Origin of the sequence: Bacillus sp. AR8-1, assembly GCF_008042345.1 — a bacterium.
GTDB lineage: Bacteria > Bacillota > Bacilli > Bacillales > Bacillaceae_G > Bacillus_A > Bacillus_A cereus.
In genome coordinates, this window is the sequence record NZ_QNUB01000008.1 from 199,659 (window position 1) to 215,283 (window position 15,625).

The following is a 15,625-nucleotide window of genomic DNA, read 5'->3' on the forward strand; positions in this document are numbered from 1 at the left end:
CTCTCCTATAAAAATTATTTGTATACCCAAAAGCTACTTTCAACTATGAAAGTAGCTTTTCTTTTCCTTTCTCCTTCTTCGGAAAAACCACATATGAAAATGAAATCGCTGTATCAACTAAAAATATAATTGCCCACACTTGGCTCACGCGACTTGCAGCTTTATTTAAAACGATTCCCGATTCTAACCAATTACCCCATTGTTCAAATGGAATAAATCCATACGCGAAGAAAAAGAATATGTGCACACCAACGAATAAAACAAGATGTAATACCCAATTTTTTATTTCCTGCTTTGCATAGGCCATACCTGTTAATTCTACCTGTTCTTCAATAATAGGCGCCGGTTCATTACGCCATTTCGCAACTAGCTTTTGCGCAAATATATCAAGCTTCTTCAAATCCTTTTTCCCGTAGAAAACTGCATACAGTAAAATAATTACAGTAATGATTTGAAAATTAGAGAACTTTCCTGTTTGATAATAGTCCACTGCCCCTAATGTTAAAATAAACACTTCATTTACGAGGAGTACAATCCCCATAATAAAGCTCGCCTTCTTCAAACGGAATCCGTAACGGAGTAAAAAGAAACCGATAGCCGATAACCAAAATACAATCTCTGCTCCAATTAAAAAATACCAACGATATTCTGCGAGTATGCTCATTTATCCTTCTCCCTTTCATCATAAATACGAAAAGCTTCATCCATATATAATAAAAACTCTTCTTCAATTGGATACATGCTCATTTTCTGTGAATCTTCCTTTGATTTTCTAACTTCCCATAACTTATCTAAAAACGCTTCGTCACCATTAGCCATTTCTAAACACTTCTGCATTAATCTCTTCATTGCCCTTTGTACTTCATCACTAGTGGCTTCTTTACCCTCTTTCATAAAAATACGTAATTGCTTTAATAAATCTACCCATTCTAAAACATTCGGATCTTCCTCACTCATATTCGGCAAATTATGAAGCAACTTTTGTTCTTCCTTTGAAAATACTTCATTTTGAAATATTTCACGTATACGAGGAGACTGTTTTGAAAGCTGAATAAGTTCAAACATAACTTTCCAATCAAGTTCTCCCTCTACATCTACCGAATAAACAACCGCTTGTAAAACACGCTCCATTCGATTGAACTTCTTTTGCTCTTCTTGTACAAATCTAAGTTGGTTTTCAAGTGATTTTTTCAAATCCAGCTCACCTTTTACTAACATATTCGCAACTTCTTTTAATGAAAATCCCATTTCTTTTAAAAATAAAATTTGTTGCAAACGAATAACGTCAGCTTCACTATATAACCGATGCCCACCCTCTGTTTTTCCGCTCGGCTTTAATAAATCTATTTGATCATAATAACGTAGTGTACGTACTGTAACCCCTGTTTCTCTCGTCAATTCTTGTATTGAAATCACTACCATCACCTCTTCCCCCTCATTATAGAAGATGACGTTACGTAACTTTCAAGTGTTTTGTAAAAAAAATACAAAAAGCTGTTTATACAAAGTGTATAAACAGCTTTTATGGAAATAACCCCTTTTGTATGGCGCGCCCACAAAATAAAATAAGTGCTCCAACAACAACACTCGTTGCCGTTTTATGATAATGGGCTAATAATAATAAATAATACGATAAACCTACAGTACCAATCATAATACAAATACTCGGCACTGGATTACGAGAAAAATTTTGCATTCCCCAAAGAAGCGCAAATATAGCTGTAGCGACACATAACACCGGTAATCCCATCCCAGTTCCCCTTTTTCTATCTATTATTCTTTGTTGCTAACACGCTCGTTGATGCGATACTTATTAATACACCAAAAATAGCAATATATAATAGCTCAGTTACATGTACTGCTTGCCTATCTAAATACTTATTTACACAAAGATACATAATAAACAAGAAAACGAAGCTTGTAATACAAATCATAAAATATGACTTCATCTTGTTCACAACTCGCTCATCAATCGATGGTACTCCCTCTTCTTTCAAACGCTTCTGCTCTTTATATTCCGAAATTCCATATAAAATGACTAGCGCTACATTCGATATAAAAATAGTTCCCCACGAAATACTTAAAATCATTAAACTCGTATTTAAAAGAATTCCTGCTACAAGCAAACTCCCTACGAATCTCATGACCTCTCTCTTACTCATACATGATCAGCCTCTTTTCGATTTCTATATTTCCACTTCGGCCAATAGTTCACAAGAAAATACACCCACTGCCCTAGTACAAATAAAACAAACGGCATACCAGCATTTCCATCAACAATTAAATTATATAAACTCCATATCGCTAAACTAATCGTAAAAAATAACCCTACATATTTAAACGCTTTATCTGACTGAAATCTCTCAAACTCATCCTGCATTTTTTATTCCCCCTATCGCTATGCTCGTTTTCCTACCATTTCTCTCCCCTTACTCCAGCGTAAAGATTTCCTCCACCTTCACTCCAAAATACTTGGCGATTTTTAAGGATAACTCTAGACTCGGATTGTAATGATGATTTTCAATCGCCACTATCGTCTGCCGCGTCACCTGCATCGCCTTTGCCATTTCAACTTGTGTTATATGATTTTGCTTTCTTAACTCTTTTATTTTATTTTTCACACCCATAGGATCCACCTTCAAAAGTAAAGATATCTTTACTTAAATTATAAATATTTTCCAGTTACAAGTAAAGATATCTTTACAAATTTTAGAAAAACATTTCACTGCATATCTTCTCTAACAAAGTACAAGAGTAATTCAATTTATATCAGCGATTTTTTAAATATATCAGCGCAACTTAAAATATATCGGCGATTTTGCAAATATATCAGCGCAACTCCATTTATATCGGCGATTTCCCAAATATATCGACATCAGTAACACCATAAGCATAAGAAAGAAGCTGCCCCAAAATATCTTTTGGAACAGCTTCTTCGTCCTACTTATATAAATCCTAATCCCCATACAAGAACGTATCCAAGAACCGATAAGCAAACCGAGCCAATCAGCCCTGCCACGAATGCTTTACTTCCTAATTTACGAAAAGTTTTAAACTCTACATTTAAACCGAGCCCTGCCATCGCCATTGCGATTAGCATATAAGCAATGACAACAATGTATCCCGCAACAACTTCTGGAATAATCCCAAGCGAATGCACTGCACTCATTGCTAAAAATCCGAAGATGAACCATGGAATTGGAAGGTCGCGCCATGATCTTTTTTCCTCGCTACCTTCACTCTTACCAAACCATAATCCCATTAAAATCGCTACTGGTACAAGCATTGCAACGCGCGTTAGTTTCACGATAACTGCGATATCTACAGCCGTGCTTCCTCCTGGCGCCGCAGCCGCAATTACGTGAGCAATTTCATGCAGTGTCGCCCCTGAGAACACTCCATATCCGTATGGAGATAGGCCAAGCACTGGATATAATAACGTATAAATAAGCGTAAATATTGTACCTAAAATTGCGATGATCGCTGCTCCAACTGCTGTTTCGTCATCTTTTGCTTTCACTTGCGGTGCAATTGCCACAACCGCGGCCGCGCCACAAATTGCCGTACCGCATGCTGTTAAAATCCCAAGTTTCTTTTCTACTTTAAATACTTTCGTTAGTCCGTATACAACAAAAATAGTAAATGTAATAACAACCGCCGCGATGACCAATACTTTCGGTCCCGCCTTCGCAATATCAACAAGATTTAATCGCATTCCAAGTAAGATGATCCCAAAGCGAAGTAACTTCTTACTCGCAAAGTTCGTTCCTGCTATCGCATCGTGAGGAACTCCAATTGCAGCGCGCCAAACCATCCCAATTAGAATAGCAATTACTAATTGTCCCATAATATTTAAAAATGGAAGCTCTGCTAAATATTTCGCGGCAATTGCGATTAATAATGTAATCCCAATTCCTTGCGAAAATCCAAAACGCTTCTTCTTTTGTATAACAAGTGTTTGTTCCATTTTGAACCACTCCAATAATCGTATTGGAACATGCATGTTCTTTCTACTTACATTATAAGAGAGTTTCTATAATAAGTTTAATACCAATACCAAATCTCTATCATCAGAAATACTTATGATAAGATGATAGAAAAAGAAAGGAGCCCATTATATGAACGTAGACATTTTAAAAATTTTTGTTACTGTCGTTGAACAGAAACACTTCTCCCGTGCAGCAGAATTATTAAACCTTTCACAGCCTGGAGTAAGTATGCATATACGCAACTTAGAAAACGAATTTGGCACTACACTTATTCAACGCTCCCCGAAGCACGTCCAAGTTACTGAAGCTGGAAACATATTATATATACATGCAAAGCAAATGCTCTCTCTTTACGAAGATGCTAAGCAAGAGATTAATGAACTACATAACGTTGTAACAGGAACACTTCGCATTGGTGCTAGTTTTACAATTGGCGAATACTTACTTCCAAAAATACTGGCTAACTATGCGAATGAAAATCCACACGTCGAAGTTCATACTTTCATCTCAAATACAGAAGACGTTTTGCAAAGTCTTCGCTCTAATCAAATTGATATCGGCTTAGTGGAAGGGCAAGTCGTATACGCTGATGTTAACGTTGAAACATTTATGCAAGATGAAATGAAGCTCGTCGTTCCGCCAAATCATCCATTGCTCCGCACAAAGGAAATAAATGAAAGCACACTCCAAGACCAAGTATGGGTATTAAGAGAAAGTGGTTCTGGTACACGTGCTTATAGCGATCGATTTATTCATCAACACCATTTAAAAATGAAGCGATTCTTTACATTTAGCAGTATTCAAAGTGTGAAGGAAGCCGTCGCCGCCGGTCTTGGCATCGCTATACTTTCTGATTGGACTGTACGGAAAGAGCTACTAGCAAAAGAACTATTCCACATCGAGGTTCCAAATGAACAACTAATCCGTCCGTTCTCCATCGTGCGCGGCAAATATTTCATTCCCTCTAAAGCCATTCAAGTGTTCTTAAATCATGTAAATTCTTTTGCGAAAAAACAGCATTGACCTTCACATTAGTGTGAAGGTTTACAATACATGTAAAAGGAGTGAAACACATTGCGAATTGGAGAATTATCAAAAGAAACTGGCGTTAGTGAAAGATCACTAAGACATTACGAAGAAAAGGGATTACTCCCTTCTAAGCGCCTCGCAAATGGCTACCGTGATTTTGATGAAAGTGCCATCGGAAAAGTGGAGCTTATTCAAATGTACTTACAAATTGGCTTAAATTTAGAAGAGACGGCAAGGATGCTGCGCTGCCTTGAAATTGAACCGCACCTGTACGACAATCCGTGCAGCAGTATCCTTACGCTTTACGAAGATAAACTCAATGAAGTAACAAAGCAAATCACATTACTTTCCAACATCCAAACGAATTTGCAAAAACACGTTTCACTCCTAAAACAAGCAAAAGAAAAGGGATGATTACATGTTTGTTATACATGGCAGTTCAAGACAAAACGGAAATACGGAAGCTTTAACACATATGATGATTGATGGAATTGAAACAGAACAAATTTATTTACGTGATCACACAGTCTATCCTATTACAGATAAGCGTCATGATGCAGAAGGATTCCAACCTGTAAATGATGACTACGAGCAGTTAACGAAACGCATGTTAGAGCACGACACGATTATCTTTGCTACACCATTATATTGGTACGGAATGAGTGGACATATGAAAAACTTTGTTGATCGCTGGTCACAAAGCTTGCGCGATACATCTCTTCATTTCAAAGAGAAAATGAAAGATAAAAAGATGTATGTTGTCATCGTTGGCGGAGACAATCCAAAACTGAAGGCATTGCCGCTTATTGCTCAGTTTCAATACATCTTCGATTTTGTTGGTTCATCATTTGAAGGATATATCATTGGAGATGCGAATGGATTAGATGAAGTCAAAAACGATGCTGAGGCGCTGGCAAAAGTACAATTGTATAATAATAAATTCAAAAATAGCGAACAGAAATAAGTTTGACAAACTATTTAGACTTAGCAACGCAAGAAGAATTAGAAACCATGTTACAAGAATATCCTGGCACAATACTTTTCATTAGCCATGACCGTGCCTTTATTCACTCTGTTGCAGACCATATTCTACAAGTAGATGAGAGTGAACCAAGAGTATTCCACGGTAATTACGAGCAATACACAAAAAGAACAACCGGGAATTCTGTAAACGTTACTGAACAAGAATTATTAAGGTTACAAACAAAATTAACTGAAGTCATCAGCCGGATTTCTATACCCAATCATCACGATGACATCACATCTCTCAACCAAGAATACGAAACATTATTAGTTTAAATACGGAAATGTAAAGAAGCGCTCTAATGTCTTCCCTATATATCGACGGGACCTTCCGCATTTCCCAAGAAATATTGAAACTTCGACATATAAAGTAAAAAGCCATGCATCAGCACGGCTTTTTACTTTATCCCGCATTAACGGGCAGTAAGACTCCCACCTCAAAATTCGGTTAAGGCAAAGAAGGTAGATGGGAGACCAACTGCCCGTAAATGCCCGATTGGTTCAACTAATAATCAGTGGGGAACAAACACCCCCACTGATTAAAGTTTCACTTTATATACGAACAGCAGTCCCGCTCACAGCAACCATTAGCATCCCTTCGCGAACTACTTCGTAATCCACGTCAATACCAACAATGGCATTCGCATTTTTTTGTCTTGCGAAAGTTTTCATCTCTTCCATTGCAATGTCGCGCGCTTCTTTTAATTTACTTTCATAAGCACCCGCACGACCGCCGACAACGTCACGGACAGAAGCGAAGAGGTCACGAACGATATTCGCGCCCATAATCGCTTCTCCATTGACGATATCGATATACTCAATAATTTCTTTTCCTTGAATTGTAGACGTTGTTGTTACAATCATACTTTATAGCCTCCCATATGAGATTTTTACCTACTTATGGTGCACTAATTCAGTACAAATTATATTTACGAACTAAACTGAGCTTCGTATAACCTACTGTATCCTCCGCCACGCTCAATTAATTCATCATGTGAACCTTGTTCTGCAATACCGTCTTTATTTACAACGACGATTCGATCTGCATTTTTAATCGTTGCAAGTCTGTGAGCGATAACTAACGTTGTACGACCAGCTGCTAATTCAGCAAGTGATTTTTGAATTGCAAGTTCCGTCTCAGTATCTAGTGCGGAAGTAGCTTCATCTAGTATTAAAATTGGCGGGTTTTTCAAGAACATACGAGCAATTGCTAGACGCTGCTTCTGTCCACCAGAAAGTTTTACACCACGCTCACCGATAACAGTATCTAAACCGTCTGGTTGTGAGTAAATTAAGTCTTCTAACTGCGCACGTTTTACTGCCTGCCAAATTTCAGCTTCTGACGCCTTTAAGTTCCCGTAAGCAATATTTTCACGAATTGTTCCTGAGAATAAGAACACATCTTGCTGCACAATTCCAATTTGCTTACGAAGCGAAGATAATGTCATATCTTTCGTATCAATACCATCAATTTGAATTGATCCAGATGATTGCTCATAAAAACGTGGTAATAGGCTACATAACGTCGTTTTCCCTGCTCCTGATGGTCCAACGAACGCAACCGTTTCACCTGCATGTATGTTCAAACTAATATCATTTAAAATCGGTTCTTTATTTTCATATCCGAACGTAATGTTGTTATATTGAATATCACCATGTACCTGTTTAACTTCCATTGCATCTTTAGAGTCTACAATGTCAGGCTCTGTTTCAAGAAGCTCTACATACCTTTTAAAACCAGCGATTCCTTTCGGATAGCTTTCGATTACCGCGTTAATTTTTTCAATTGGACGGAAGAAAATATTCGTTAATAGAACGAATCCGATAAATCCACCGTATGTTAATTCTCCTTGCAGAACAAACCATGTACCGCATATTAATACGAAGAGCGTTACGAGACGCATGAGCATATAACTAATCGATGAATTTAAAGCCATAATTTTATACGCCATTAATTTCGTTGTACGGAAACGAGCGTTGTTCACAGCGAATTGCTCTTTCTCAAACTTTTCATTTCCGAATGCTTGTACAACGCGAATACCACCAACGTTGTTCTCAATACATGCATTGAAATCAGCAACGTCTGAGAATAAACGTCTAAATGTACCTGTCATTTTTTTATTGAAGTAAAGTGCTAACCATAATAGGAATGGAATGACGAAGAACGTTAATAACGCTAACTTCCAGTTGATCATCATCATAAATGAGAATGCCCCAACTAAAGTCATTACGGCGATAAATAAATCTTCTGGTCCATGGTGAGCAATTTCCCCAATTTCCATTAAATCGTTTGTAAGGCGCGAAATTAAATGACCTGTTTTATTATTATCAAAAAATCTGAATGATAGCTTTTGAATATGATCAAATAATTTCTGCCTCATATCTGTTTCAATGTTAACACCAAGCATATGTCCCCAATATGTAACGACATATTGTAAGCCTGCATTTAACATATAAACTGCGAGTAAACCGAAACAAGCCCATAAAATAAGCGTCCAGTTTTGCCCTGGCAATAACTTATCAATAAATTGATTTACGATAAGCGGGAAGCCAAGTTCCAGTAATCCTGCGATAACTGCACAAGAAAAGTCGAGTATAAATAAACCTTTATACGGTCTATAGTAAGAAAAAAATTTACGTAGCATATCTTACCTCCATTTTCCAAAATTAAAAAGACTCCCTAAATGATAACCATTATCAAATGATTATTCAAGTTATCCGTCTATGAAACTGAAAATAAGCTTTACGATAGTTGTCGTTTTTTGCCGGAAAGTCGATATATTCGAATAATCGCCGATATATTTCGAGTTGCGCTGATATATTTGCAAAATCGCCGATATATTTTAAGTTGCGCTAATATATTCGGAAAATCGCCGATATAAATTTCATTTACTAACTACCCTTCCCCGCCCCAAAAACAAAAAAAGTATCACCACAAGGTGATACCTTTCCTTCTATTACATCGCTTCCGAATCCCACTCATGCTCCTGTTCAACGAATACAATACCTAATTCGTGATGTCCACCAGCATATAATGCAGTTTGTGCAAGACGAAGCTCACCATTTGTATCTAATACTTCTAATTTACAAAATGCTCCTGTCGTCTTCGTTTGAAGCGCATCATAAAATTCCTCGGCGCTTTTTGGAATGACTCCATTTACTTTCGTAATAATTTCTCCAGGCAGTAATTTCAGCTCTGCTCCAATTGTATTTGGAATTGTATCTAGTACAACGAGCCCATCATTGCGTGCAGCAAAATACGCTGGTCTTGTTTCATCGGCAATTTTCTCTTGCATCGAAATTGTGAAACGCCCAAGCATCGCGACTCCCATCGCGATAATTGCAAGTACGTGCCACCAGTAACTTGCGATTCCTAAAACGAGCACAAGTCCTGCTAATCCATAAACACGTCTTCCTGTAAATAATAAAGCTTCCGTCGGCTCATAACTTTTAATCTTTCTCATAAATCCAATTAAAAATGGAACGAGGAATAGAGAATATGTATTTGAACCTATTGAAACGACAGGCCACCATGAAATAAACTGCGTTACCGCATCACCCGGTACAAGAATAAAAATAGGAACGATCCATAAACGCTTTGATTCGTGTAAACCAATCTTTAATCCACGCTTCCCCTTCCTAATCTTCGGTGTAGAGTATCCTACCGCGTTTTTAGAAATCAATAAGCCTTCTACAATAAGCATAACGCCTAGTAAAATAGCAAGGGATACGATGGTATTCTCTTCACCTTCTCGAAGCTGTAAGAAGGAAACTGGTAGCTTAGAAGATAATAGAACACATACAATCGCAATGCTAAATGTATAAGCTGCCGATAAATATCGATACATAGCCGTTAATCCAAATAGTAATGTCCAAATTAAAATAGCCCATAAGCTTGCTTTAGAAACAACAAGTCCAAGCCCAATCGTAATAATAGATACTACTAATCCGTATCCAATCCCTGCAAATAGAGAGGTTCGCAGTTCAAACCAAATATCATAAACTTTAAAAGAAAAATCTTTTCGTTCTCTTAACATACGTAAGTATCCAACGAAGATACTACTTATTACAAATATATAGACAGCAGGGTGTAAGAAAAAACGTCCAACTGCCCGCATTATTTCAAAAATCCACGCCTCCACGAACTCATTCACCACCATTTATATCATTCTTTCTTTTTATATTATCACAACTAAACAAACGTTTGTTTAACACAAAAAAATACAGGCAGCAAACTGCCTGTATTTCTTCTTATTTTGCCATTAACTTTAATGCTGACTGTAATTGTAAATCATTTTCTCCAGAACGGATTTTTTCGATAATTTTAGTTTGAATCGCTTCAGCTGTCTTTTTATCAAGCTGTCCTGTCGCTTCCATCTCATTCGCATTTTGGAATGCTTTCAGCGCCGATTCTGTCTCTTTACTAAAGTATCCATCTTCACGACCTGGTACATACCCTAAGCTCTTAAGCATTTCTTGAGCATGTTTTACTTGTACATCATTTGAATTGTATGAAAGTGTTTTTTCAATTTGAATTGGTGTCGCATGATAATAATTTGGTTGCTTCACTTCTACTGTTGGTGCGATTCCTTTTTTATGAATCCAGTTCCCATCCGGTGTTAACCATTTAAACATTGTTAATTTAATGTTGCTGCCGTCTTTAAATGGAACAGCTTGCTGGACAGTACCTTTACCAAATGTTTTTTCACCAATTAAATCGTATCCTTCTCCTTCTTTCAGCGCACCCGCTAAAATCTCTGAAGCAGAAGCACTTCCATTATCAATTAATACTGAAATTGGATATGGTTTCCTCTCTTTCAGTTCCGTAGAGAATTTCTTCTTCTCACCATTTCGCTGCTCTACTTGTAGCATTGGCTTTTTATTCGTCATAATTTCCCCTAGTATATCTTCTACACTATTTAAATAGCCACCAGGATTACCACGCACGTCAATAACTAAGCCTTTTATATTTTTCTTCTCTAACTCTTTTAACTGATCCTTAAATTCCTTCGCTGTATTTTCAGCAAAAGAAGTGATTTGCATATAACCGATATCTTTTCCACTCTCTTGCTTCACAGAACTAAACACTGTAAAGATTGGAATCTTTTCACGCTTAATTTTAAATACAATCGGATCAGTTACTCCCGCACGTTTAATTTCAATTGCGACAGTCGTTCCCTTTTTACCACGAATTTTTAATACCGCTTCTTCACGTGATAAGTCTTTCACACTGTTTCCATCTACAGATAAAATTTGGTCATTCGGTTTAATTCCTATCTTTTCTGCTGGTGAACCTTTAATTGGCGATACGATAATAAGCTTATCGTCCGTCTTGTTCACCTCAGCCCCAATCCCCTCTAATTCAGGATCAAGCGATTCACTAAACTGTTTGGCTGTTTCTTTATCCATATACGTGGAATAAGGGTCCTTCAGCGTAGACAACATACCTTGTATTGCACCTTCAACTAACTTTTCATCTTTCACGTCTTCCACATAACGTGAATCAATTAGTGCATACGCCTCATTAATTTTTGCCAAATTCCCTTGCGCAGTGCTAGCATTCCCACTCGAAATTGTTTGCGTTACTTCTGCTGGGGTAACCCCAAATACAGACATGCCTGCAAACATTCCGCCAGCACCAATTAAAAATGCAACAACCATTCCAATAATTGCAACTCTACGTTTCAATGCGGAATTCCCCTTTCCAAAACACACAGGTGGTGTAGCAAAAGGCATCACACAGTGTGTGATGCCTTTACCTATTTCTACTATATGATAAGCTTGTACGAATTATGTTTGCAACTTTTTATACTTTTAAGAAGCGACGAATTGACATTACACTTCCCCACATACCGATTAAAGCACCGATTAACACTAGTAAACCAGCTAATTGGAATACGAAAGGACTGTATGGTAGAAGCTCGAAAATTGTTCCGCCAAGTTTTTCGTTAAACACACCTTGCAACGAATTATACGTAACTAGAATTAGGCCAATTGGAATAATTGATCCTAATACTCCTAAGAATAATCCCTCTAGCAAGAATGGCCAACGAATAAACCAGTTTGTTGCACCAACAAGTTTCATAATTTCAATTTCTGTACTACGAGCATAAATTGTAATTTTAATTGTATTAGAGATTAAGAACATCGCTGTGAATAAAAGACCAGCAATTAACGCAATCCCAATGTTACGACCAGTTTTTACAGTATCAAATAATCGTTCAACTTGCCCTTTTCCGTACTGAACATTACTGACAAACTGCATTTTTTCAACTTTCTTCGCGATTGTCGCTGTATCTGTTGGTTCTTTTGCTTTTACAACGAATACGTTTTTAAGTGGGTTATCTTGTTCAAATAACTCAAACGTTTTTCCACTATCACCTAAGCTTTTAATTAAACGTTTTAACTCTTCTTCTTTAGAAGAATATTTAATAGAATCTACTTTTGCAATCTTACTCATATCTTCTTCTAATTTCTTTTGATCCGCTTCTTTTGCAGCTGGATCAATGTGTACACGAATCTCTACATCTTGCTCTACTTTCGTCGCAAAATGGTTCATATTCATAATCGCTGTTAAAAAGACACCTACAAGTAATAATGTAACTGTTACTGCACTAACAGAAGCAAATGTCATCCATCCGTTACGTGATAGATTCTTTACACCTTCTCGCAAATGTCGACTAAGGGTCTTAGCCTTCATATCCGTATCCTCCCTCAATCTCATCTCGAACAATTTTTCCGCCTTCAATCGCGATTACACGATGACGGATTGTATTTACGATATCTGCATTATGCGTCGCCATAACGATCGTTGTGCCGCGCTCATTAATGCGAGTAAAAATATTCATAATATCAAGAGCTGTTTCAATATCTAAGTTACCTGTTGGCTCATCGGCAATTACAACCTTTGGTCTATTTACAATTGCTCTTGCAATAGCCACACGTTGTTGCTCCCCGCCCGAAAGCTCACTTGGAAGTGCGTCTGCACGATCTTCAAGGCCTACAAGACCTAGAACTTCTGTTACACGCTCACGAATTGCATCCGGTTCTTCTTCAATTACTTCTAAAGCAAACGCAACATTCTCATATACCGTTAATTTAGGTAGCAATTTAAAATCTTGGAAAATTACGCCTAATTGACGACGAAAATACGGAACGTCTCTTTCTGCCAATGTTTCGATAGTAAGTCCATTTACATTAATAGATCCTGTAGATGGTTTCTCTTCACGATACATCATTTTAATAAATGTAGATTTTCCGGCTCCACTCGGTCCAACTACGTATACGAATTCACCTTGTTTAATGTTAACTGTAAGACCAGCAATGGCTTTCATACCATTCGGGTACTCCTTATAAACATTCGTCATTTTTATCATTATTTATCACCCAATACTTAATGATTTTTTTCGAAATACTTTTCTGTACATCTGAAAATAAAAGACATCCTTCATTTTCACTTATTCATCCTTGTTGAAGGTAGTTTACTTATGCTTTCTCATAAGCAATACCACTCTATGTAATATATTTCAGCAAAATTCTACAAACCCCATTGTAACATCAAACGGTTTCCAATTTGGATACATTTTTGTTACAGTTATGTTACATTCCAGAAAAAGGAAAACGAGTTGACTATATTATCAACTCGTCCATTTCACCTTTTTTATTTATGTTCTGCTAACCATTCAGATACTTTTTTCGCATCTTCACCTTGAATAAGTCCTGGTGACATTGAACCGCGGCCTTTTTTAATAATCTCTTCGATATCTGCGGCGTCGTACTTACCGCCCACTTTTCTTAAATCAGGTCCAGTTGCCCCTGATAAATCTGTTGCGTGACATCCAGCACAACTTCTTTGGAAAATTTGTTCTGCGCTGTCTGTGCTTGCAGACTGTTTCGAAGACTTACTCTCTTCTTTATTTCCGCATGCTCCTAAAGTAAAAACAACCGATGTCCCTAGCGCAATAGCCAACAATTTCTTTTTCACTTCTATCGCTCCCCATTGTTGATATTCTTTTTATTCCTAACACACTCATTTTCATTATAAGCATTATCTTTATATAGAAAAACTAAGGTGTATTTCATATTCCTCAAAAATACAGTGAGAACCTTGATAAAATAAAGCTTTCATAAGTTGTTTCAATTCTGTGAACAACTTAAAAAACTTCTATAAAGAATCCTTTTTAAAAGGAAAATTAGAAAAGTTCTATATAAACCTTCACCCTATTGCCGCTCTATTTTACTATTCTCTACTTTTTACAAAACAATATACAGCATTGTAATCTACATATAATCCCATCAAAAAGAGAAGTTGTCGTTTCCAACTTCTCTTCCTCTTTACTTCATCTATAAAAATAAAATCAAATGCCTTATATCCTCTATATCCTCTATATCCTCAGCATGCGCCAACAATTTTGTTGGCTTTTTTTCGCTTATTAGATGCGAGAACGTAAGTAAGCATCAATAAATGGATCAATCTCTCCATCCATAACTGCTTGTACGTTACCAACCTCCGTATTTGTACGGTGGTCTTTTACAAGAGAATACGGGTGGAATACGTAAGAACGGATTTGGCTACCCCATCCGATTTCTTTTTGTTCCCCACGGATTTCATCTAATTGTGCCTGTTGCTCTTCTAGTTTCTTTTGATATAATTTCGCTTTTAACATCTTCATCGCATGCTCACGGTTTTTAATTTGTGAACGCTCTGACTGACACGTTACAACTGTATTTGTCGGTGTATGTGTAATACGAACTGCTGAATCTGTCGTATTTACGTGCTGTCCACCCGCTCCACTTGCGCGGTACGTATCAATTTTTAAATCTTCTGTACGTACTTCGATTTCAACTTCATCATTGAACTCTGGTACAACTTCACAAGATACAAACGATGTATGACGACGACCTGAAGAATCGAATGGTGAAATACGTACAAGACGATGTACACCTTTCTCTGCTTTTAAGTAACCGTAAGCGTTATGACCTTTAATTAATAAAGTTACACTCTTAATACCAGCTTCATCACCTGGTAAATAGTCAACCGTTTCTACTTTAAATCCACGTTTTTCAGCCCAACGTGTATACATACGTAATAACATAGAACCCCAGTCTTGTGACTCAGTTCCACCTGCACCTGGATGTAATTCTAAAATCGCATTATTTTTATCATAAGGATCACTTAATAGTAACTGAAGCTCATACTCATTCATTTCTTGAATTAAGCCTTTTACTTCTGATTCTAATTCCTCATGTAAATCTTCATCATATTCTTCTTTTAAAAGCTCATGCGTTACTTCTAAATTTTCGAACGTCTCATCTAACTGACGGAAACTTCCAACCATATCTTTTAACGCATTCGCTTCATTAATTACAACTTGTGCGCCTTGTTGGTCATCCCAAAATCCTGCGCCCATCATTTTTTCTTCTAATTCTGCAATTTGGTTCTCCTTAGTAGGGAGGTCAAAGAGACCCCCTAAAAGCCGCTAATCGCTTAGCCATTTTCTCTAATTCCTGTCTAATTTCTACTAATTCCATTTCCTTCACCTCTATGTAATTGCTGTTACTTTCGTATGAAAACAAGGGAAACT

The 15,625-nt window shown here is 37.1% G+C and carries 19 protein-coding genes; 4 read left to right on the forward strand and 15 right to left on the reverse strand.

The genetic code is table 11. The features are described 5' to 3' along the window. Nucleotides 1-43: 43 nt before the first annotated feature. The 7 genes from DN400_RS04740 to DN400_RS04770 form a co-directional block, all read right to left on the reverse strand. On the reverse strand, nt 44-664 hold the full coding sequence (locus DN400_RS04740) for a hypothetical protein (RefSeq protein WP_000025200.1): 621 nt from the start codon (nt 662-664) through the stop codon (nt 44-46). After that, nucleotides 661-1,422 carry a MerR family transcriptional regulator gene (locus tag DN400_RS04745; RefSeq protein ID WP_000260342.1) on the reverse strand — a complete coding sequence of 254 codons (762 nt, stop codon included), beginning with the start codon at nt 1,420-1,422 and terminating at the stop codon, nt 661-663. The genes DN400_RS04740 and DN400_RS04745 overlap by 4 nt, the downstream gene beginning before the upstream one ends. Nucleotides 1,423-1,522: 100 nt before the next feature. Continuing rightward, the gene (locus DN400_RS04750) at nt 1,523-1,750 is read right to left on the reverse strand and encodes a hypothetical protein (RefSeq protein ID WP_000524131.1); all 228 of its coding nucleotides are present in this window, start codon (nt 1,748-1,750) and stop codon (nt 1,523-1,525) included. 16 nt (nt 1,751-1,766) lie between these two features. Continuing rightward, nucleotides 1,767-2,162, reverse strand: a complete 396-nt coding sequence (locus DN400_RS04755) for a hypothetical protein (RefSeq protein ID WP_025710206.1) — start codon at nt 2,160-2,162, stop codon at nt 1,767-1,769. Beyond that, complete coding sequence (locus DN400_RS04760; RefSeq protein ID WP_001150199.1) at nt 2,159-2,380, reverse strand: hypothetical protein; 222 nt, start codon at nt 2,378-2,380, stop codon at nt 2,159-2,161. The genes DN400_RS04755 and DN400_RS04760 overlap by 4 nt, the downstream gene beginning before the upstream one ends. Before the next feature lie 49 nt (nt 2,381-2,429). Then, a complete protein-coding gene (locus DN400_RS04765; RefSeq protein ID WP_000538364.1) occupies nt 2,430-2,627 on the reverse strand; it encodes a helix-turn-helix transcriptional regulator in 198 nt (65 codons plus the stop codon). Nucleotides 2,628-2,944: 317 nt separating this feature from the next. Further along, nucleotides 2,945-3,967, reverse strand: a complete 1,023-nt coding sequence (locus DN400_RS04770) for a YeiH family protein (protein WP_147801563.1) — start codon at nt 3,965-3,967, stop codon at nt 2,945-2,947. 151 nt (nt 3,968-4,118) lie between these two features. Here DN400_RS04770 and DN400_RS04775 point away from each other — a divergent pair, with 151 nt between their 5' ends. The 4 genes from DN400_RS04775 to DN400_RS04790 are packed head-to-tail and all read left to right on the forward strand — an operon-like array spanning nt 4,119 to nt 6,317. Then, nucleotides 4,119-5,012: a LysR family transcriptional regulator gene (locus tag DN400_RS04775; protein WP_065229556.1), complete on the forward strand. Its 894-nt coding sequence runs from the start codon at nt 4,119-4,121 to the stop codon at nt 5,010-5,012. A 51-nt stretch (nt 5,013-5,063) separates the two neighbouring features. After that, nucleotides 5,064-5,432, forward strand: a complete 369-nt coding sequence (locus DN400_RS04780; RefSeq protein ID WP_001219209.1) for a MerR family transcriptional regulator — start codon at nt 5,064-5,066, stop codon at nt 5,430-5,432. 4 nt (nt 5,433-5,436) lie between these two features. Continuing rightward, nucleotides 5,437-5,982, forward strand: a complete 546-nt coding sequence (locus DN400_RS04785; RefSeq protein WP_016513224.1) for a flavodoxin family protein — start codon at nt 5,437-5,439, stop codon at nt 5,980-5,982. Between the two features lie 2 nt (nt 5,983-5,984). Next, nucleotides 5,985-6,317, forward strand: coding sequence for a macrolide transporter (locus DN400_RS04790; RefSeq protein WP_065229557.1), 333 nt, complete (start codon nt 5,985-5,987; stop codon nt 6,315-6,317). A gap of 276 nt (nt 6,318-6,593) precedes the next feature. Here DN400_RS04790 and DN400_RS04795 read toward each other — a convergent pair whose 3' ends face one another. The 8 genes from DN400_RS04795 to prfB all read right to left on the reverse strand — a co-directional run bounded on the left by DN400_RS04795 (nt 6,594) and on the right by prfB (nt 15,572). After that, nucleotides 6,594-6,905 (reverse strand): heavy metal-binding domain-containing protein, encoded by a 312-nt coding sequence (locus DN400_RS04795; RefSeq protein ID WP_000637523.1) that lies wholly within the window; start codon nt 6,903-6,905, stop codon nt 6,594-6,596. A gap of 65 nt (nt 6,906-6,970) precedes the next feature. Continuing rightward, entirely contained in the window at nt 6,971-8,686 is a 1,716-nt protein-coding gene (locus DN400_RS04800; RefSeq protein ID WP_065229558.1) for an ABC transporter ATP-binding protein, read from the reverse strand. Nucleotides 8,687-8,998: 312 nt separating this feature from the next. Beyond that, nucleotides 8,999-10,201 (reverse strand): PDZ domain-containing protein, encoded by a 1,203-nt coding sequence (locus DN400_RS04805; protein ID WP_016085217.1) that lies wholly within the window; start codon nt 10,199-10,201, stop codon nt 8,999-9,001. 91 nt (nt 10,202-10,292) lie between these two features. Next, nucleotides 10,293-11,729, reverse strand: a complete 1,437-nt coding sequence (locus DN400_RS04810) for a S41 family peptidase (protein WP_000830318.1) — start codon at nt 11,727-11,729, stop codon at nt 10,293-10,295. Between the two features lie 118 nt (nt 11,730-11,847). Beyond that, entirely contained in the window at nt 11,848-12,741 is an 894-nt protein-coding gene (gene ftsX, locus DN400_RS04815) for a permease-like cell division protein FtsX (protein WP_000645028.1), read from the reverse strand. Further along, the gene (ftsE, locus tag DN400_RS04820; RefSeq protein WP_000594319.1) at nt 12,731-13,417 is read right to left on the reverse strand and encodes a cell division ATP-binding protein FtsE; all 687 of its coding nucleotides are present in this window, start codon (nt 13,415-13,417) and stop codon (nt 12,731-12,733) included. Before ftsE ends, ftsX begins: the two co-directional genes overlap by 11 nt. A 284-nt stretch (nt 13,418-13,701) precedes the next feature. Next, a complete protein-coding gene (cccB, locus tag DN400_RS04825) occupies nt 13,702-14,025 on the reverse strand; it encodes a cytochrome c551 (protein ID WP_000727975.1) in 324 nt (107 codons plus the stop codon). A gap of 448 nt (nt 14,026-14,473) precedes the next feature. Beyond that, nucleotides 14,474-15,572, reverse strand: a protein-coding gene (gene prfB, locus DN400_RS04830) for a peptide chain release factor 2 (protein WP_096001455.1) whose coding sequence is annotated in 2 segments (ribosomal slippage) — nt 14,474-15,499 and nt 15,501-15,572 — 1,098 coding nt in all. Because the reading frame shifts where the segments join, the coding sequence is not laid out codon by codon here. Nucleotides 15,573-15,625: the final 53 nt, after the last annotated feature.